This is a genomic window from Micromonospora parva (assembly GCF_000718515.1).
GTDB lineage: Bacteria > Actinomycetota > Actinomycetes > Mycobacteriales > Micromonosporaceae > Micromonospora > Micromonospora parva.
In genome coordinates this window covers 192,480-209,470 of the sequence record NZ_JNZS01000010.1, presented here as the reverse complement: position 1 = coordinate 209,470, position 16,991 = coordinate 192,480, and the positions used below count along the sequence as shown (strand labels likewise).

Annotated in this window: 21 protein-coding genes; 7 read left to right on the top strand and 14 right to left on the bottom strand. The window is 74.2% G+C overall.

The genetic code is table 11. The features are described from left to right. Nucleotides 1-12: 12 nt before the first annotated feature. Nucleotides 13-258, top strand: a complete 246-nt coding sequence (locus IF22_RS0116075; protein WP_030332759.1) for a hypothetical protein — start codon at nt 13-15, stop codon at nt 256-258. A 58-nt stretch (nt 259-316) separates the two neighbouring features. Here IF22_RS0116075 and IF22_RS0116070 read toward each other — a convergent pair whose 3' ends face one another. From IF22_RS0116070 to IF22_RS0116060, 3 genes are read right to left on the bottom strand one after another with little or no spacing between them, the layout of a single operon-like run. Then, nucleotides 317-667: a DUF3140 domain-containing protein gene (locus IF22_RS0116070; RefSeq protein WP_030332757.1), complete on the bottom strand. Its 351-nt coding sequence runs from the start codon at nt 665-667 to the stop codon at nt 317-319. After that, nucleotides 667-882: a hypothetical protein gene (locus tag IF22_RS0116065; RefSeq protein WP_030332755.1), complete on the bottom strand. Its 216-nt coding sequence runs from the start codon at nt 880-882 to the stop codon at nt 667-669. Before IF22_RS0116065 ends, IF22_RS0116070 begins: the two co-directional genes overlap by 1 nt. After that, entirely contained in the window at nt 879-3,437 is a 2,559-nt protein-coding gene (locus tag IF22_RS0116060) for an ATP-dependent Clp protease ATP-binding subunit (RefSeq protein WP_030332753.1), read from the bottom strand. Before IF22_RS0116060 ends, IF22_RS0116065 begins: the two co-directional genes overlap by 4 nt. A 140-nt stretch (nt 3,438-3,577) precedes the next feature. Between IF22_RS0116060 and IF22_RS0116055 the strand changes: the two genes are divergently transcribed. The 5 genes from IF22_RS0116055 to IF22_RS0116035 all read left to right on the top strand — a co-directional run bounded on the left by IF22_RS0116055 (nt 3,578) and on the right by IF22_RS0116035 (nt 8,856). After that, the gene (locus IF22_RS0116055) at nt 3,578-3,970 is read left to right on the top strand and encodes a PIN domain-containing protein (RefSeq protein ID WP_030332751.1); all 393 of its coding nucleotides are present in this window, start codon (nt 3,578-3,580) and stop codon (nt 3,968-3,970) included. A gap of 152 nt (nt 3,971-4,122) precedes the next feature. Beyond that, a complete protein-coding gene (locus IF22_RS0116050) occupies nt 4,123-4,383 on the top strand; it encodes a hypothetical protein (protein WP_030332749.1) in 261 nt (86 codons plus the stop codon). 6 nt (nt 4,384-4,389) lie between these two features. After that, nucleotides 4,390-5,526: a hypothetical protein gene (locus IF22_RS0116045; RefSeq protein ID WP_030332747.1), complete on the top strand. Its 1,137-nt coding sequence runs from the start codon at nt 4,390-4,392 to the stop codon at nt 5,524-5,526. Further along, nucleotides 5,519-8,197, top strand: coding sequence for an FtsK/SpoIIIE domain-containing protein (locus tag IF22_RS0116040; protein ID WP_030332745.1), 2,679 nt, complete (start codon nt 5,519-5,521; stop codon nt 8,195-8,197). Before IF22_RS0116045 ends, IF22_RS0116040 begins: the two co-directional genes overlap by 8 nt. Next, nucleotides 8,194-8,856 carry a hypothetical protein gene (locus IF22_RS0116035; RefSeq protein ID WP_030332743.1) on the top strand — a complete coding sequence of 221 codons (663 nt, stop codon included), beginning with the start codon at nt 8,194-8,196 and terminating at the stop codon, nt 8,854-8,856. Before IF22_RS0116040 ends, IF22_RS0116035 begins: the two co-directional genes overlap by 4 nt. A gap of 169 nt (nt 8,857-9,025) precedes the next feature. Here the strand turns inward: IF22_RS0116035 and IF22_RS0116030 are convergent, their stop codons facing one another. Together IF22_RS0116030 and IF22_RS0116025 are read right to left on the bottom strand one after the other, a co-directional pair. Continuing rightward, the gene (locus tag IF22_RS0116030) at nt 9,026-10,312 is read right to left on the bottom strand and encodes a cupin domain-containing protein (RefSeq protein WP_030332741.1); all 1,287 of its coding nucleotides are present in this window, start codon (nt 10,310-10,312) and stop codon (nt 9,026-9,028) included. Between the two features lie 9 nt (nt 10,313-10,321). Next, a complete protein-coding gene (locus tag IF22_RS0116025) occupies nt 10,322-10,627 on the bottom strand; it encodes a hypothetical protein (RefSeq protein WP_030332739.1) in 306 nt (101 codons plus the stop codon). 157 nt (nt 10,628-10,784) lie between these two features. On the opposite strand from IF22_RS0116025, the gene IF22_RS0116020 reads away from it, so the two are divergent. Then, complete coding sequence (locus IF22_RS0116020; protein WP_209444563.1) at nt 10,785-11,564, top strand: DUF72 domain-containing protein; 780 nt, start codon at nt 10,785-10,787, stop codon at nt 11,562-11,564. Nucleotides 11,565-11,606: 42 nt separating this feature from the next. Here the strand turns inward: IF22_RS0116020 and IF22_RS0116015 are convergent, their stop codons facing one another. The 9 genes from IF22_RS0116015 to IF22_RS0115975 all read right to left on the bottom strand — a co-directional run bounded on the left by IF22_RS0116015 (nt 11,607) and on the right by IF22_RS0115975 (nt 16,948). Continuing rightward, nucleotides 11,607-12,035: a DUF2267 domain-containing protein gene (locus IF22_RS0116015; RefSeq protein ID WP_030332735.1), complete on the bottom strand. Its 429-nt coding sequence runs from the start codon at nt 12,033-12,035 to the stop codon at nt 11,607-11,609. Beyond that, nucleotides 12,028-12,213 carry a hypothetical protein gene (locus IF22_RS0116010; protein ID WP_030332733.1) on the bottom strand — a complete coding sequence of 62 codons (186 nt, stop codon included), beginning with the start codon at nt 12,211-12,213 and terminating at the stop codon, nt 12,028-12,030. Before IF22_RS0116010 ends, IF22_RS0116015 begins: the two co-directional genes overlap by 8 nt. 111 nt (nt 12,214-12,324) lie before the next feature. Beyond that, entirely contained in the window at nt 12,325-13,197 is an 873-nt protein-coding gene (locus tag IF22_RS0116005) for a DUF72 domain-containing protein (RefSeq protein WP_030332731.1), read from the bottom strand. Between the two features lie 48 nt (nt 13,198-13,245). Beyond that, nucleotides 13,246-13,644 (bottom strand): TraR/DksA family transcriptional regulator, encoded by a 399-nt coding sequence (locus IF22_RS0116000; protein WP_030332729.1) that lies wholly within the window; start codon nt 13,642-13,644, stop codon nt 13,246-13,248. 163 nt (nt 13,645-13,807) lie between these two features. Continuing rightward, nucleotides 13,808-14,470, bottom strand: a complete 663-nt coding sequence (locus IF22_RS0115995) for a nucleoside/nucleotide kinase family protein (RefSeq protein WP_030332727.1) — start codon at nt 14,468-14,470, stop codon at nt 13,808-13,810. Between the two features lie 41 nt (nt 14,471-14,511). Next, nucleotides 14,512-15,117: a winged helix-turn-helix domain-containing protein gene (locus IF22_RS0115990; RefSeq protein WP_030332725.1), complete on the bottom strand. Its 606-nt coding sequence runs from the start codon at nt 15,115-15,117 to the stop codon at nt 14,512-14,514. A 247-nt stretch (nt 15,118-15,364) separates the two neighbouring features. After that, nucleotides 15,365-15,841 carry a winged helix-turn-helix domain-containing protein gene (locus tag IF22_RS0115985; RefSeq protein WP_030332723.1) on the bottom strand — a complete coding sequence of 159 codons (477 nt, stop codon included), beginning with the start codon at nt 15,839-15,841 and terminating at the stop codon, nt 15,365-15,367. Nucleotides 15,842-15,962: 121 nt separating this feature from the next. Then, the gene (locus IF22_RS0115980; RefSeq protein ID WP_030332722.1) at nt 15,963-16,451 is read right to left on the bottom strand and encodes a rhodanese-like domain-containing protein; all 489 of its coding nucleotides are present in this window, start codon (nt 16,449-16,451) and stop codon (nt 15,963-15,965) included. A 41-nt stretch (nt 16,452-16,492) separates the two neighbouring features. Next, nucleotides 16,493-16,948 carry a cysteine dioxygenase gene (locus tag IF22_RS0115975; RefSeq protein ID WP_030332720.1) on the bottom strand — a complete coding sequence of 152 codons (456 nt, stop codon included), beginning with the start codon at nt 16,946-16,948 and terminating at the stop codon, nt 16,493-16,495. Nucleotides 16,949-16,991: the final 43 nt, after the last annotated feature.

Genomic DNA, 16,991 nt, shown 5'->3' with positions numbered 1-16,991 from the left:
TATCTGGCGGACATGACCGACCTCTACCCGCCCGCCGACGACCGCGAACTGCTGCGCCAGGCGGCTGCCGCGCACACCGCCGCCACCCGTGCGGTGGAGGCGTTCCTGCGCCGCCTGCCGACGGTGCCCGACCCGGCCGACGTGACCGAGTACGCGAACCTGCTCACCCGGGAGGACCAGACCCGCGGTGACCGGGACGCCGCCGCCGACGCGGCGGGCCTGACCATCGGCAGCCTGGAGTCCGACAAGGGTCAGTAGCACCACCGCGACGGTGCCGTCCCCGGCTCGGGACGGCACCGTCGTGGGTGAGCTTCGTTCAGCGTTCGACGAGCGGGTCGTGCCCCAGGTCGAGCAGGGAGTGCCGCCAGGTGTCGTCGGCGTTGCCGCGCGAGGGCTTGGCGTCCATCAGCTCGCGGATGCGCTCGACCGCCTCCCGCATCACCTCGATGTCCTCCGGGGTGAGGTCCACCTTGCGCTTGTTGAGCACCTTGAGGATCTCCCGGCCCGGTTGGGGCAGGTCGAGGTTCGGGTTCGGGCCGAACGAGTCCTCCCCCGAGCCCCGGGTCAGCAGCCAGGTCCGCAGCTGCTCCGACGGGACGTTGACCTCGGCGTGGAAGTCCTCCCAGAGCACTTCCACCTCGGGGTCGAGCCGCGCTTCGCGTACCATCAGGTCTCCTCTTCGGGTGGCGGCCCGGACGTCTCCGGGTCGTCCTGGTCGGTCTTCGGATGCAGGCCCTCCGCGGGCACCCGTGTCCGGCGGGGATTGGCGGTGGGCGGCGCCAGGATCGGGTCGGGATGCTCGTCGTCCTCGTCCCGGGGTTTCGCGGCCTCCGCGGGCTCGTGCGGGTCCTCGTGGTCGTCCCTTCGCGCCGGCCCGCTCATCGCGGGTGGGTGGTCGTGGCGGCGGTGTACCCCCGCTCGCCCGCTGTCACGTCGAAGGTGAGCGCGCCGTCGCGGACGTCCACGGTGACCTTCTGCCCGGGCGAGATCGCCGACTCCAGCAGCATCCGGGACAGGTGGTTGTCCACCTCCCGCTGGATCACCCGGCGCAGCGGGCGGGCGCCGAACTCCGGCTGGTAGCCGTGCTCGGCGAGCCAGTCGATGCCGGCGGTGGTGAACTCCACCTGGAGGTCCTGGGCGTGCATGCGGCGGCGGGTCTCCTCCAGCAGCAGCGCGGTGATGTCGCGCAGCTGCTCGGCCTCCAGCCGGCGGAAGATGATGACCTCGTCGATGCGGTTCAGGAACTCCGGGCGGAAGTTCTCCTGCAGCCGGCGCATGAGCCGCTCCCGCAGCTCGTTGCTCTCCTGCTCGCTGCCCACGTCCCCGGTGCCGAAGCCGACCGAGCGTTGGGCGCCGGTGATCAGCTCGGAGCCGAGGTTGCTCGTCATGATCAGTACGGTGTTCTTGAAGTTCACGGTGCGACCCTGGCTGTCGGTGAGCCGCCCGTCGTCGAGCACCTGGAGCAGGATGTTGAACACGTCCGGGTGGGCCTTCTCGATCTCGTCGAGCAGCACCACCGCGTACGGGCGGCGACGCACCGCCTCGGTGAGCTGGCCGGCCTCCTCGTAGCCGACGTATCCGGGCGGCGCGCCGACCAGCCGACTGACCGTGTGCCGTTCCTGGAACTCGCTCATGTCCACCCGGACCATCCGGTCCGCCTCGCCGAACAACGCCTCGGCCAGCGCCCGCGCCAACTCGGTCTTGCCGACACCGGTCGGGCCGAGGAACAGGAAACTGCCCATCGGCCGCTCCGGGTCGGCCAGCCCGGCCCGGGAGCGGCGGACGGCCTCGGCGACCGCGGTGACCGCGTCGTCCTGACCGACGACCTTCTGGTGCAGGTGACCCTCCAGGCGCAGCAGCCGGTCGCGTTCCTCCTCGGTGAGCTGGCTGACCGGGATGCCGGTGGCCCGGGAGACCACCTCGGCGATCTCCTGCGGGCCCACCTCGGGCACCTGCGAGGAGGACATCCCGTCCTCGCCGTTGGCCTGGCGGATCTGCTGTTCCAGCTCGGCGATCCGGTCACGCAGCGCGGAGGCCCGCTCGTACTGCTCGTCGGTGACCGCCTGTTCCTTGTCCCGGCGTACCTCGTCGAGCTCCTGTTCCAGCTCCCGCACGTCGGACGCGGGGGTACGGGTGCGCAACCGCACCCGGGCGCCGGCCTGGTCGATCAGGTCGATCGCCTTGTCCGGCAGGAACCGGTCGGTGACGTACCGGTCGGACAGCTCGGCGGCGGCGACCAGCGCCTCGTCGGTGAAGCGCACCTGGTGGTGGGCCTCGTACCGGTCGCGCAGCCCCCGCAGGATGGCGATGGTGTCGTCGACGCTGGGCTCGGGCACCAGCACCGGCTGGAAGCGTCGGGCCAGGGCGGCGTCCTTCTCGATGCTCTTGCGGTACTCGTCCAGCGTCGTCGCGCCGATCACCCGCAACTCACCGCGGGCGAGGGCGGGTTTGAGCATGTTGGACGCGTCCATCCCGCCCTCGCTGCCGGCGCCGCCGGCACCGACCAGGGTGTGGATCTCGTCCATGAAGATGATCAGCTCGTCCCGGTGCGCCCGGATCTCGTCGATCACCTTCTTCAGCCGCTCCTCGAAGTCGCCCCGGTAGCGGGTGCCGGCGACCAGGCCGGCCAGGTCGAGTTGGACGACCCGCTTGCCGAGCAGGGTCTGCGGTACGTCGCCGTCGCAGATCCGTTCGGCCAGCCCCTCGACGATGGCGGTCTTGCCGACGCCGGCCTCGCCGATCAGCACCGGGTTGTTCTTGGTACGCCGGGACAGGATCTCCACCGCCTGCTCGATCTCGTCGGCGCGCCCGATCACCGGGTCGATCTGGTCGTTGCGGGCCAGGTCGGTGAGGTCCTGCCCGTACTGGTCCAGGGTGGGGGTGCCGCGGTCCGGCTTCGGCCCGGCCATCGGCCCGCGCTCGGCGTTGGCGGCCTGCAACGACTCGGGTTGGATCCGGCCGGCGGCCAGCATCCGCCCGGCGGGTGACTCCGGGTTGAGCGGCAGCGCCATCAGGATGTGCTCCGGGCCGATGTAGTTGGCGCCCATCGCCCGGGACAGCTGGTGGGCGTCGAGCAGCGCCCGCTTGGCGGCCGGGGTCAACGACAGGTTGGGCGGCACCTCCCCGCGCGGCGCGCCGTCACCCTTTCCGCCGAGGGCGTTGAGCAGGGTGTCCGGGTCGGCCCCGGCCCGGCGTACCAGGTCGCGCAGCGGTTCGCGTTGCAGCGCCGCCCAGAGCAGGTGGTCGGTGTCCAGGTCGCTGCTGTGCCGTTGCGCGGCCCGCCGGGCGGCGTCGGCCAGCATCTCCCGGGCGTCGGCCGTCATCAGTCGGGTGATGTCGACCCGGTGCGGCGGTCGGCGCCCTCCCTCGCCCCGGCCGAAGTACCTGGCCAGGAATTCGTCCCACGGGTCGGAGCCGATGTCACCGGGTCCCATCATGTCTGTCCTCCGCGGTAGGGCTCGGCACGGTCGGCAGGGGCTACCCGGCGCGCGCCCCGACAAACGCCGCAGGTGACGGTGCACCGGCATTCCGGGAGTGGCGTCGGGCCACTGCCGCACGGTGGTGGCAGGCTGGCGGGATGGATGAGACCCCGCTGCTGATCGTGGATGGCGCCAACGTGGTCGGCTCCCGCCCGAACGGGTGGTGGCGTGACCGTGCCGGTGCCGCGGCCCGCTTGCGCGACTCGCTCGCCCCGGTGGCGACCGTCGGGTTACCGGCCCGGCTGCCCGCCCCGGTGGAGGTGGTCCTGGTGGTCGAGGGGGCCGCGCGGGACGTGCCGGGCACCGAGGGCGTACGGGTGGTCTCCGCGGCCGGCTCCGGCGACGACACGGTGGTCGAGCTGGTGGAGGCGGAGCCGCGGCGTCGTCGGCTGGTGGTCACCGCCGACCGGGAGTTGCGCGGGCGGGTGACGGCGCTGGGCGCGGAGGTGTACGGGCCGCGCTGGCTTCGCGAGAACCCGACCAGCAACTGAGAAATTCTCGCACTGGGACTCCCACAGATCGGACTCCCGGCACTTCCGAGGGCCTTCCGGACAGGCGGGCAGGAACACCGACAGGGCGGATGTTCTTTCCCGACCGCCGATAGGCTCTAATGGAGATCTCCCCGCCCCCAGGAGGTTTCGCCGTGGCGAGCGTCGCCGAGCTGAAGGCTGCCATCGATGTCGCCCTCCAACAGATCGGAGACGGACAGACAGCCGTGCAGGCGGCCGGCGAGAAACTGTCCGAGGCCCAGCAGACCCTGGCCGGGGCGCTGGAGGGCAGCGGGCACGAGACCGTCGAGGCGGCCCAGGCCTCGCTGACCCAGGCCAGCCAGGAGCTGGAGGAGTGTCTCGCCGCGACACTTGTCGCGGTGGAGCAGGCGCAGCTCTACGTCTCCACCCTGTAGGCCGTCATGTCCATCATCGAGGATGTCGGCGGGCAGGTCCGTGCCGCCACCGAGGAGTTCCCGCACGCCCTGCTCGGGCAGGCGCTGGAGAAGTTCGGCCTGGCCGCGGAGCGGCTGCGCTGGGTACGACAGGAGTCGGCCAACCCGATGGGGGTGCCCGAGCTGTCCGCCGCCACCGAGCACGCCGAGAGCGCCGGCTACGCGCTGCGGGTGGCGCAGGAGCAGCTGTCGGCCTACCTGACGGCGATCGGGCTCGGCGCGGACGGCGGCCCGGCCCCCCGACCCGAGCAACGCGCTCCCCGACACGACACGCCACCGGCCGCCGGGCCGACCGCCGTGGCACCGGAGCCGGCCGAGCAGGTGCGGATGCGCCGCTGGTGGTCGGTGCGGGTGGCCGAGCTGACCGGCGGGCGCGAGGGCACCGACGACGAACCCGACGAGCGGGTGGGCGACTCCCAGGAGTTGCTGCGCCGGGTGGCGGGTGGGGTCCGCTCCGGCGACCGGGACCGGCTCCGCACGGAGCTGCGCCGGGCCTCCGCCGACGTGGGGCTGGGCATGGCGGCGCTGGCGCCACCGCTGCTGCGCGAGCTGGCCGGTGAGCTGCTCGGTCACCCACCCCGCGCCAGCGACCTCGGTCGGCTGCGCGGCGAGTTGGACGGGCGCGTCCGTGACCTGCTGCCCGGGCTGCCGGCGCCGGTGCTGGAGACGCTGCTGACCCGGGTGTGCCGGATGCCGCCGCCGCGCTCCTCAGGGGAGCCACCGCACGCCGCCGACTCCGCGGTGACCGCCGGGGTGGCGACCGGGCTGCTGCTCGCCCGCCTCGGGCGGGACCTGCCGGTCGGCGGCGCGAGAGAAGCCGGCGGCGCGAGAGAACCGGCGGGCGCGGGTCCGCGAGGCGACGCGGGGCAGCCGGCGCGCACCGGGCAACCGGCGGGCGCGCAGCGACCGGGTGGGACCGGACGGCCAGCGGTCGGGGTTCCCCGCCCCGGCGGTGCGGTGCAGCGGCCGGGCACGCCCGCCGCGCAGCGCTCCGGTGGCCTGCCGCCGCGCCCGGACGGGCTGTCGCCGCGCCCCGGCGGGCCACCCCCGCGCTCGGGCAGCCCGTGGCGGGACGCGCCGACGCGTCGGGGCTCTGATGGCTGACCGGCGCGGTCAGCTGGCCAGCCGGGTCCGGGACATCCTCGCCGAGGCGCTCGGCGCCACCCGTACCCGGCTGTCCGCCGCCCAGGCCGAGCTGACCGCCGGCCGGGAACGACTGGCCCGGGTCCAGCGGGCGGCCGCCGCCGTACCGCAGCGGGTGGGCGCCCAACGCGACCGCCGCATCGCCGAGATCGACGCCCGCTACTCGGCCCGGATCGCGGAGCTGGCCCGGCGGGCCGCCGACGCGGCCCGGCAGGAGGCCCCCGGCTGCGCGGGGGCCGACTGGGCCGGGTGGGCGCCGACGCCCGCCCGCCGGGCCGAGCCGCCCGGCGCGCTGCGGGTCGGCACGGTCGGGATCGACGGCGTCGACCCGGTGCCCGCGCTGGTGCCGCTGCTCGACGCCGGGCACGTCCACCTCTCCGGAAACGACCGCGCCGGCTGCGACGCGGTGGTGGCCGCGTTGCTGCTGCGGGCCGTCGGCCGCGCCGACCCCGGGGCGGTACGACTGATCGGGTACGACCCGGACCAGCTCGGCGGTGGTCTGGCCGGGTTCGCCCCGTTGGGCACGGCGGGGCTGCTCACCTTCGTCGGCCCGGGCGGGTTGGGTCCGCTGCTGGACGACCTGGTGGAGCAGATCCGCCGGATCAACGAGACGGTCCTCGCCGGGGAGTACGCGTCGCTGCGCGAACTGGCGGCGGCGACCGGCCGACGACCCGAACCGTGGCGGGTGGCGGTGCTGCTCGGCGGGGAGGAGCTGAACCGGCACGAGCGCGGGCAACTGGACCGGGTGGTGCGTGCCGGCGCCGCCTGCGGCGTACACCTGGTGGTGCACGGTGCGCCGTTGCCGGAGGACCCGACGGTGACCCGGGTGGTGGCCGAAGCGTCCGGCGCGCGGATCGGCGGTTCGGCCGGGCTGCCGGTCCGGCTGGACCCTCCGCCACCGGCGACGCTGGTCACCGAGACCTGCCGGGACGTGGCCGCCCGGGTGAACGCGGGCCCGCCGCCGACCCCCTTCACCGACCTGCTGCCCCCGCCCGAGCTGATGTGGCGGGAGGACTCCGCCGACGGGTTGACCGCGCCGATCGGTGAGGGCCCGCACGGCCGGCCGGTGCGGGTGACGCTGGGCGACTATCCACCGCACGCGCTGATCGGTGGGCCGTCCGGCACCGGCAAGACCAACCTGATCTTCGCCTGGATCGGCGCCCTGGCGGCCCGCTACTCCCCCGCCGAGCTGGAGTTCTACCTGCTGGATTTCAAGGAGGGGGTCTCCTTCGCGCGGTTCGCGCAGGGCCGGCGCGACCCGAGCTGGTTGCCGCACATGCGCCTGGTCGGCATCAACGTCAACACCGACCGGGAGTTCGGGCTGGCGCTGCTGCGCTTCCTCGCCGAGGAGTTGCGCCGACGCGCCGACGCGGCCAAGAAGCACGAGGTGACCAAGCTGGCCGAGCTGCGCGCGGTCGACCCGACCGGGCACTGGCCCCGGATCGTCGCCGTCGTCGACGAGTTCCAGATGCTGCTGGCCGGCCGGGACGTGGTCGCCCGGGAGGCGGCCGACCTGTTGGAGGACCTGGCTCGCCGCGGCCGGTCCCAGGGCATCCACCTGGTGCTCGCCTCGCAGGACGTGCGGGGCATCGAGGCGCTGTGGGGCCGTCCGGCGCTGGTCGCCCAGTTCACGTTGCGGATCGCGCTGCCCAAGGCGTTGCGGATCCTGGCCGAGCGCAACGACGCCGCGCAGTCCCTGCCGCGTTGGCACGCGGTGGTCAACGCGGAGTCGGGCATGGTGGAGGGCAACGAGGTCGCCCGCATCCCGTCGGCCAGCGACTGGGAGACCTGGAGCGGGTTGCAGCACCGGCTGTGGCGGATGCGCGCCCCCGACGCGGCGCCCGCCCGGCTCTTCGACGGCGACGCGATCCCCCGGCTGACCGACGCCCCGGACTTCCGGGCGCTGGCCGCGCCGCCGGACGGCAGCGCGCCGCGTAACCCGGTGGCGCTGCTCGGCGAGATCATCGACGTGCAGTCCCGCTCGGCGGCGCTGCGGCTGCCGCGCGCCCCGGGCCGCAACCTCGCGGTGCTCGGCACCCGGGTCGACGAGGCGTGCGCGGTGCTGGACGCGGCGGCCCGGTCGCTGGCCCGCCAGCACCCGCCGGGCACCGCCCGGTTCTCCATCGCCTGCCTCGACGCGGACGCCGACCCGGTCGCCCGCGCCCTCTACGACGACCTGGCCGACGACGCCGCCTGGTACGACGAGGAGACCGTCGGCGAGCTGATGGCCGAGACGGCCGACGGGCTCAGCGGCGGCCCGGGGAGCCCGCACTACCTGCTGTTGTTCGCAGTCGACGCGGCAGCGGGCGCGCTGGCCGTCCGGGCGGGTCGGCGGACCGGTCTGGAGCAGCTGCGCCGGATCCTGCACGACGGGCCGGAGCGGCGCACGCACGTGCTGGCCTGGTGGCGGGGTGTCGCCCGGATGCGCGCCGACCTGGGTGGGCCGGCCGCCCGCACGGACCAGATCGGCGCGTGGGTGGCCCTGGACGCGCACGGCGGGGAGCTGGGTTCCTCGCTCTACCCGGGCACCGGCGGCCCGGACTGGTATCCCCGCCCGTGGCGGGGCCTCTTCTTCGACCGGGCGGTCCACCGCACCGGACAGGTGATCATCCCGTATGGACCGACGCGATGAACGAACCGGTGACCAGCGAGACGTACGCGGCGCAGCTGCGGCGGCTGGCCGACCTCACCGCGCGGGTGCGCGAACAGCGCGCCGAGGCGCACACCTGGCACGAGCGGCAGTGCGCCGCCGCCGAGCGGGCCGTCGCCGACGCGGCCGAGCAGCTCCGCAGCGCCGAGGAGGAGCTGGTCGCCGCCCGTGAGCTGCAGGAACGGGTCGACGCCGAGGTGGCCCACCTGTGGCAGCTGGTCCGTTCGCGCCTCGGCGCCCGTCGCCTCGGCGGCCCGCCCGCCCCGGCGAACGGCGTCGGGGCCACCGACCCGGTGCCGCTGCTCGCCAAGGCCCGCGACCTGCTGGACCGGGCCGGTCAGCCGGGCGAGCTGCCGGGCTCGGTCAACCCGCTGCTGGCGCTCTGCGGGGTGGCCGGCGGGGTGCTGGCGTACGCGCTGGGTGCCGGTGCCCGCGCGCTCGGTGTCGGCTACGGCGGCGACCTGGCGGTCGGTCTGCCGGTGCTGGCGCTGGTGGTGACGCTGCTCGGCCCGCTGGTGGGTCTGGTGCCGGCGCGGGTGCTGGCCGACCGCCGGCACGCGGTGCTCGGTCCCCGGCCGATCACCGTGGTCCTCGGTGCCGGTCTGCTGACCACCGTGCTGCTGCTGGTCCTTGGCCGCTGACCCCGCGTGCGGCGGTCCCGCCGGCGCGGGCCCTCGCGCCGTGCGCGCCCCGTCGTGATCGACTCGGCTTCCTGGAAACCGCGCTGTCCCTGCCTCCCGGACACCGCGACTTCCTGAAAAGCGAGTCGATCACGGCCGGGACCGCTCGATCACGGCCGGGACCGCTCGATCAGCCGGTCAGAGCCGGGACGAGCACTGCCTCGCGGAGCAGCCGTCGGGCCAGGGTGACCCGGTCGGCGTCGTCGGGTAGACCCGGCAGGTCACCGACCCGGGTGACGGTGCCGGTGAGCAGGGCGCGGGTGGCCGGCTCGCAGCTCGCCGGCAGGGTGATGGTGCGATCGAAAAGCCGCACCGCCACCGTCTCCGGATCGTGCGGCACCAACTGCCAGCGCAGGCCCGGCCGCAGTGTGAGCCGGGAGTCGGCGTCCAGGGTGGCCAGCGCGTCGGCCTGGGCGAGCGGCCGGATCGGCGCCGGGCGGGCGGCCGGCCAGGCGCGCTGGCGCAGCCGCGCGGCGACCGCGCCCGGGTCGACGCGCAGCAGCCAGTCCCGCAACGCCTCCACGGTCTCGGTCAGCTCCGGCTCGATGGCGTCCGGGTCGGCGACGTCGGTGCCGAACGGCAGGCTGGCTCGCAGTCGCTGGTCCTCGGCGGCCAGCGCCAACAACTCCTCGACCAGGGCGTAGCGGGTGAACGCGCGGATGCCCACGGTCAGGTGCAGCGAGCTGGCGTCCTGCGCCTGCGCGCTGTGCAGCCACCCCCGGGGCAGGTAGAGGGCGTCACCGGGGGCGAGCACCACGTCCAGCGCGGCCGGGCCCTGCGCGGTGGCACCGACCTCGTCGGCGCGGCCACCCCACTGCTGCTTCTCCAGCGGGTCGGGCAGCACCGGCGGGTGGATGCGCCAGTGCTTGCGGCCGTCGACCTGGAGCACGAACACGTCGTGGGTGTCGTAGTGGGTGGCGAAGCCCTGACTGCCGGCCGGGGTCAGGTAGGCGTTGATCTGCAACGGCTGGTTGAGCGCGAGGCCCAGATCGCGGGCGAAGTCGACGAGCGGTGGCCAGATCCGGTGCAGACCCTGCAACACCAGGGTGGCCCCGGAGGCGTACTGCTCCAGGACCCGCTCGTCGAGGACCTGGTCGCCGATCTCGGCGCCCGCGCCGCCGCCGCCGGTCCAGCGCGACGCCGCGACCAACTGGCCGTCCTTGGCCACGCGCAGGAACGGGGTACGCAGACCGCGCCGACTCAGCAGTTCGTCGGCGTCGGCGGGGCTGAGCAGGTCGGTGAAGCCGGACGGGTCGGGCAGGTCGGCGGCGCGCGAGAGCAGCGGGGTGTGCCCCCAGTGCGCGGCGGCGAACTTGGCCGGTTCGACCGAGACGCAGCGGGCCAACGCGGCGGTGGCCTCGGCGGACGGAACCGCCGGGCGGCCGTGGTGGCCGCCCGGCGGGTCGAGGTACGTCATGGCGTGCCGCTACCGGGCGCTGCCGTCAGCGCCACCGTCCTGCTGGCCCGGGGTGGCACCGCCGTCGGCGGGACCCTCCGCGCTGCCGTCGGCGCCACCGTCGTGCTGACCCGGGGTGGCACCACCGTCGGCGGGACCCTCCGCGCTGCCGTCAGCGCCACCGTCGTGCTGACCCGGGGTGGCACCACCGTCGGCGGGACCCTCCGCGCCACCGTCAGCACCACCGTCGTGCTGACCGGGGGTCGCGCCACCGTCGGCCGGGCCCTCCACGCCGCCGCCGCCAGTGGTCTGCATGTCGTCATCGTTGAGTGCCATCGGTACTCCCTCGGGTGTGCCGCCCCGCCGTGCGCCGGGGTCCGTCGTGCTGCGGGTGGTACCCCACGCGCGATCTTCTCTAACCCTCACCGTAGACGCCGAACCGGGGCGACACGGGCGGTTCGCGAGCGGCGGCGCAGAGTGCCAGGATGGGCTGGTGATCGTGGTGGGCACGTCCGGCTGGCAGTACCGGGACTGGCGCGGCCGTTTCTACCCGCGGGGTCTGCCCCAGCGGCTCTGGCTGGAGCACTTCGCGGCCGGGTTCGCCACTGTCGAGGTCAACAACGCCTTCTACCGGCTGCCCGAGCGGGACACCTTCGCCGCCTGGCGGGCGCGGACCCCGGCGGACTTCTGCGTGGCGGTGAAGATGAGCCGCTACCTCACCCACATCAAGCGACTGCGCGACCCGGCGGAGCCGGTGGCCCGGTTCCTCGGCCGGGCCACCGCGCTCGGTGACCGGCTCGGCCCGGTGCTGCTGCAACTCCCACCGAACCTGCGGGCGGACGTCGAGGCGCTGGACGCGACGCTGCGACTGTTCCCGGCGCAGGTGCGGGTCGCTGTCGAGCCCCGGCACCCCTCCTGGTGGACCGACGCGACCCGGGCGGTGCTGGAACGGCGTCGGGCCGCGCTGGTGTGGGCGGACCGGCTCGGACGGCCGGTCGCCCCCCGCTGGCGCACCACCGACTTCGGCTACCTGCGGCTGCACGAGGGGCGGGCGCGGCCCTGGCCCCGCTATGGTCGCGCCGCGCTGCGGTCCTGGGTGCGCCGGCTGACCGACGACTTCGGCCCGGACGAGCCGGCGTACGTCTATTTCAACAACGATCCGGGCGGCGCGGCGGTCGTGGACGCTGTCGCGTTCGCCGCGCTGGCCCGCCGGGCCGGGCACCCGGTGTCGCGGGTGCCCACCGCTGCCGAGGCAGCCGGCACCGACGACTGAGCCCGCCCGACGACGGTCGGGCGGGCCCACGCTGTCAGGCCGTCACGGCATCATCACCGCGAGATCCCTGGGCATGGTGTCCTTCACGTCCTGCCACTCACCCTGGGTGACGTGGCGGCGCAGCGTGTCCAGCACCACCTGCGTCACCCGCTCCGGGCCACCCTCCGCGTCGTACGGGAAGCCCTGCCGCACCTCGTACAGGAAGTCGTCGCGGTTGAGCTTGATCGGCACGTCCGACGGCACCCAGCCGTCGAAGTAGATGCCCCGGACCAGCACCGGCAACTGCTGGGCGAACTCCACGCTCTCGTTCACCGGCAGCCGGTCGCGCAGCAGGTGCAGCACCGTGCGCAGGGCCGCGTACGACTGGTTGCGTCGCTCCTTCGGCCAACCGTAGGCGTCCTCGATGTCCTTGAGAATGATGTTCGTCTTGTCCAGCGAGGACTCGAACGCAGAGATCATCGAGTCAGCCATTGGTCGACCCCCGTTCCGTGGTGTCCCACCGTCGGTCATCGGCGCGGCGCGGCGGCCCCGCCGGCCCACGGCGGGCCCGCACCGGGCTGCCCTGCGGTGCTCGCCGGGCGTTGTCGGCCGAGCCGACCACGTGCAGGACGGCACCACGCCGTCGATCCGTCACCAGTCGAACCGTCATCCCCGTCACCTCCGTGTCGTCTCCGGCGTCGACCGTCTGCGGACGGCCGTACCCACCGCGTCCACCCTCGCCGCGGGGCGGGTGATGCGGCACCACCCGGATCGGGTGAGGTCAGTCCACGTCGAGGAGACCGGCGAGGGTCTTCGCGTTGGTCTGCGCATAGTCGCGGTAGCAGTTGTTCATGAGCACGTGGGTCTGCCCGGCCTCGTCGGCCAGCTCGCGCAGCTTCGGCGCCCAGTCGGCCAACTCCCGCTTGGAGTAGTGGTAGCCGAACTTCTCGTGGATGTCCTTGCTGGTCCACTTGTCGCTGTGGCCGTGGAAACGCATCACCGCGAGGTCCGCGGTGGCGGCCAGCACCGGGGGGAGCGACGAGCGGTGGCCCTGCGGCATGTCCACGCACACGTACGGCAGGTGGTGCTCGCGCAGGAAGGCCAGGGTCTCGTCGGCGTTGTCGCCGTCGAACCAGGAGGCGTGCCGGAACTCGTACACCGGGCGCAGGGGCGCGCAGCGCTTCGCCACCTCCAGCAGGTACTGCTTGTTGGCCCGCTTGATGGTGAACCAGGGCGGGAACTGGAACAGCAGCGCACCCAGTTTGCCGGCCTCTACCAGCGGGTCCAACGCGGACAGGAAGCGCGTCCACACCTCCTCGTACGACTGCGCGGGCAGGTCGTCGGGGTAGACGTTCTTCTTGTCGGTCTCGGGGCGCAGGTCCTTGTAGAGCGCGCTGACCCGGGTGGGGTGCCCGGTGAGCAGGCTGAACGCCTTGATGTTGAAGGTGAAGCCGGGCGGGGTGCGCTCGGCCCACAGCCGCGCGGTCGCCTCGGCCGGCGGGGAGTAGTAGGTGGCGTCCACTTCGACGAGTGGGAACTGCCGGGCGTAGTACGCCAACCGCTTCTCCGGGGTGTCTGCGGTCTGCGGGTACCACCCCGAGTCCAGCAGTGTGCGGTCGGTCCAGGACGCGGTGCCCACCAGGATGTCACCCATTGGTGCAGTCCATCGCGTCGCGGACCGACCGGCAACCGCTGGCGTGGCTCAGGCCGCCCGCCGCTCGCGCGTCTGCTTGCACGTCACGCAGGTGGTGGCGGACGGGAAGATCTCCAACCGCTCCACCGGGATCGCCGCCGAACAGCCCTCGCACCAGCCGTAGGTGCCCTCCTCGAGCCGGCCGAGGGCGTGCTCGTACTGGGCGCGGCGGTCGAGGATGGTGCGCAACAGGGACTGGGCGGTGTCCCGCTCGGCCGTCTTGGTGCCGCTGTCGGCCTGGTCGTCGCCGGCGGTGTCGCCGACCTCCACCAGCCGCAGCACCTGGCTCTGGAGCACCGCCTGGTCGTACTCGCCGGTCAGCTCGTCGTAGCGCGCCTGGAGCGACTGCCGGATCTGGTCGATCTCCGTCTGGGACCGGGTCGTACCGACCGTGTCGTGGACGAGCATCGCTGCCTGCCTTTCTGGGCCTCTGCCTCAAGCTGAACCGGATGCCGGCGGCACGGGGCCTCGGTCACGGTCGCGTTCGGTGCGCGGGCGATCACCCGCGCTCTGTGAGCCGGGCGAGTACCCGCCCGATCAGCCGCGCAAACCGACAGATTCTCGGTTGTTGTCAGCCGTCCTGGTCGGGCTCCACGAGCGCCGGTCGGCGGGGGTCGTCGGCGCGTACCACCACGTCGGCGAAGCTCGCCGGGACGACCTCCTCGGCGTACCTGTCGAAGGCCGGCAGCGCCCACTCCTGGGCTGCTTCGGTACGCCGGCGCAGTGCCGCCGGGGACAGCTCCAGGTGGACGGTCACGTCGAAGGGCAGGCCGCCGCCGAGCAGCAGGGGGCCGCTGACCAGGACGACGCCGCCGGGTGCCAGGTCGACGTAGCGGGCGCGGCTGGCCCGGTCGGCGTCGGCGTCCCAGAGCGACGGGAGCAGTCGGCCGCTGCCGCCCGGACCGGCCGGGTCCAGCACCTCGCGGCGCAGCCCGGCCTCGTCGACCCAGGCCTCGTAGAAGGAGTCCGGGTTGGTGCGGCCCAACTCGAAGCGCAGCGACGCCGGGCGCAGGAAGTCGGTGGCGCGGACGTGCAGCACCGGGTGGCCCTGGGCGCGCAGCGGGTCGACGAGCGCCGCGGCCAGTTCGTCGGCGCCGGCGGCGGGAGCGCCGTCCACTGCCACCCGTAGCCGCGCGGGCCCGGCGGCGGCGCTCGCGACGCGGGTGGCCGCGTCGGCCAGCCGACCGGTCAGCTCGGTGACGAGCAGGTCGGGCGAGATGGGGCGGATGCGCACCGGACCATCCTGCCCCGCGCCGGGCGGCTCGGCGACGTCGGTCAGCCGGTGCGGTCGATGGTGACCCGGGCGTCGTCGGCCAGCCGGTAGCCGACGCCGTAGACGGTGGTGACCAGCGGAACGTCCACGCCGACCTTGCCGCGCAGCCGACGCACGTGCACGTCGACGGTACGCACGCCGGCGTGCTCGTAGCCCCAGACGGCGTTGAGCAGTTGCAGCCGGGTGAACACCCGACGCGGGTGCGCGACCAGGTGCAGCAGCAGGTCGAACTCCAGCCGGGTCAACGGCAGCGGCTCGTCGTCGCGCAGCACCGAGCGCGACGACGCGAGGATGTGCAGGGCGGGAATGGTCGGGCTCATCGGGCGGGCCGCCGACCGGGCGGCGGGCGCCTGGTCGGGGCGGCGTTCGGCCGGGACCGAACCGATGATCACGCCTTCGCCCCGTTCGAGCATCTCCCGAGCGGCCTCGAGCAGCCGCCGTGCCGCCGGGGTCAGCGACTCCTCACAGGCCAGCGGGATGGACAGCGTCACGGTGAGCACGGGCGCGGCGGTGTTCGCCGGGCGACGCTGCCCGCCGGGAGGTCGACCGGGCACCGCGGGCTGGGACGTATGCCATCCGGCGCGCGACGAGGCGGGGCTGACCGACATGGTCCTCCTTGGGCTGGTCCGGGTATCTCCCCACGGCCCGGGACGCCGCTTCATCGATGCTTCCCGGCGCCTGGGCGAGGGTCAAGAGGCGGCTGCGTTGCATGAATGTGACAATTGACGAACACATCGGAGCCAGATGCTCGCTCTGCGTACGAGGCCTGATGATTACAGCAGAGTCGCCGAGATGCCCCGATACGGGGGTCCCCGACCGGTTCACCAGGCCGGTCACGTGCCGCCGGACCAGCGCTCAGCCGCTGTGGTCCACGCTGATCGCCGCCGCGTCGGCCAGCCGGTAACCGACCCCGTAGACCGTGGTGATCACCTCCGAGCCGTCCAGCTTGGCGCGCAGCCGACGGACGTGCACGTCCACCGTCCGGGCCACCGCGTGCTCGTAGCCCCAGACGCTGGAGAGCAGTTGCAGGCGCGTGAAGACCCGGCGCGGCCGCTCGGCCAGGAACAGCAGCAGCTCGTACTCGATGCGCGTCAGCGCGATGACGTGGTCGCCCCGGCGGACCGTCCGCGACCCGGCCAGGATGCGGACATGGTCCTCGTCGGCGGACGGCTCGGCGGTGGCGGGAGATGGGACCGGGTGCGGCCCCGGCGTGGCGTCCCGCACGGCACGCAGTTGACCCTCCCCCGACTCGGCCAGCTCACCGAGCAGCTGCACCAGCCGGGCCAACCGCGGGCTCAGCGGCCCCGGGGCGAGGTCGAGGGTGATGGTCAGGGTCGGGCCGGTGCGCGGGCGGGCCGGGCGTACCCCAGGGTGGCGGCGGGTGGGGATGGCGACGACGGACATGGTGCCTCCTGAGTGGCGGTGGGCCGCCACGCCGGGTGTGGCGTGACGGTCAGCGGCGCGTCCGGCCGGCGTTGACCGGGGACGCGTGGGGTGCGCGGTGGTGCAGGGGGGTCGGGCCGAGGGCGGGCAGGCCGGCGATCCGCCAGGCCGCGAACCCACCGACCACGTCGGTGGCCCGGTGCAGGCCGACGTCCTGCAACGCGGCGGCGGCCAGCGACGAGGTGTAGCCCTCCTGGCAGAGGATCACCACCGGTACGTCGTAGTCGACGGCCTGCGGCAGCCGGGCTGGGCAGCGCGGGTCGAAGCGCCACTCCAGCACGTTGCGCTCGACGATGAGCGAGCCCGGCACCACGCCGTGCGCGGCCCGCTGGGCGGCCGGGCGGATGTCGACCAGCAGCGCACCGCTCCGGTACGCCAGGTGCGCCCGCTCCGGGTCCAGTCGACGCAGCCGGGCCCGGGCGGCGGCCAGGATCTCGTCGATGCCCCGGGAGCCCGGCGGCGGCACGGGGGCGGGACAGTGCTCGGCGGTCATCTGCATTCTCGGTTCCTTCCGGTGACAGGGGATCTCGGTGCGCCGACCTACCAGGACCGGCCGGCCTCGGCGATCTCGGCGACCCGCAGCCGACCGTCCCGCAGGTGGTAGCGGGTCATGCGCAGCAGTGCCGGTCGGTAGACGTGCACGCTGACCGCCGGGTCCGCGCCCCGGTTGGTCACCTGGTGCACGTGCCGGGGGCCGAAGCGCCGGCCGGCACCGGCGGGCAGCAGTCGGGGGCGGAGGCGGCCGGCGCTGACCGTCTCCTCGGTGAGCACGCCGGCGACCACCCGGAACGCTCCGGAGGAGCCGCCGTGGTCGTGCAGGTCGGTGCCCTGCCCGGGCAGCCAGCTCAGCGCCCACACCTCGTGCTCGTCGGTGACGGCGAGGCGGGCGTACCAGCGCTCGGCGGGGTCGAACCGCAGCGCCACCGGCCAGCCGGCCGGGTCGGCCCACCCGGCGGCAACGGTGAGCAGGTCGAGCTCCGGACGGTGGTGCGTCATGGCGGTTCCTCGCGGGTCGTTCGGCGGGGTGCCCTCGTACTCT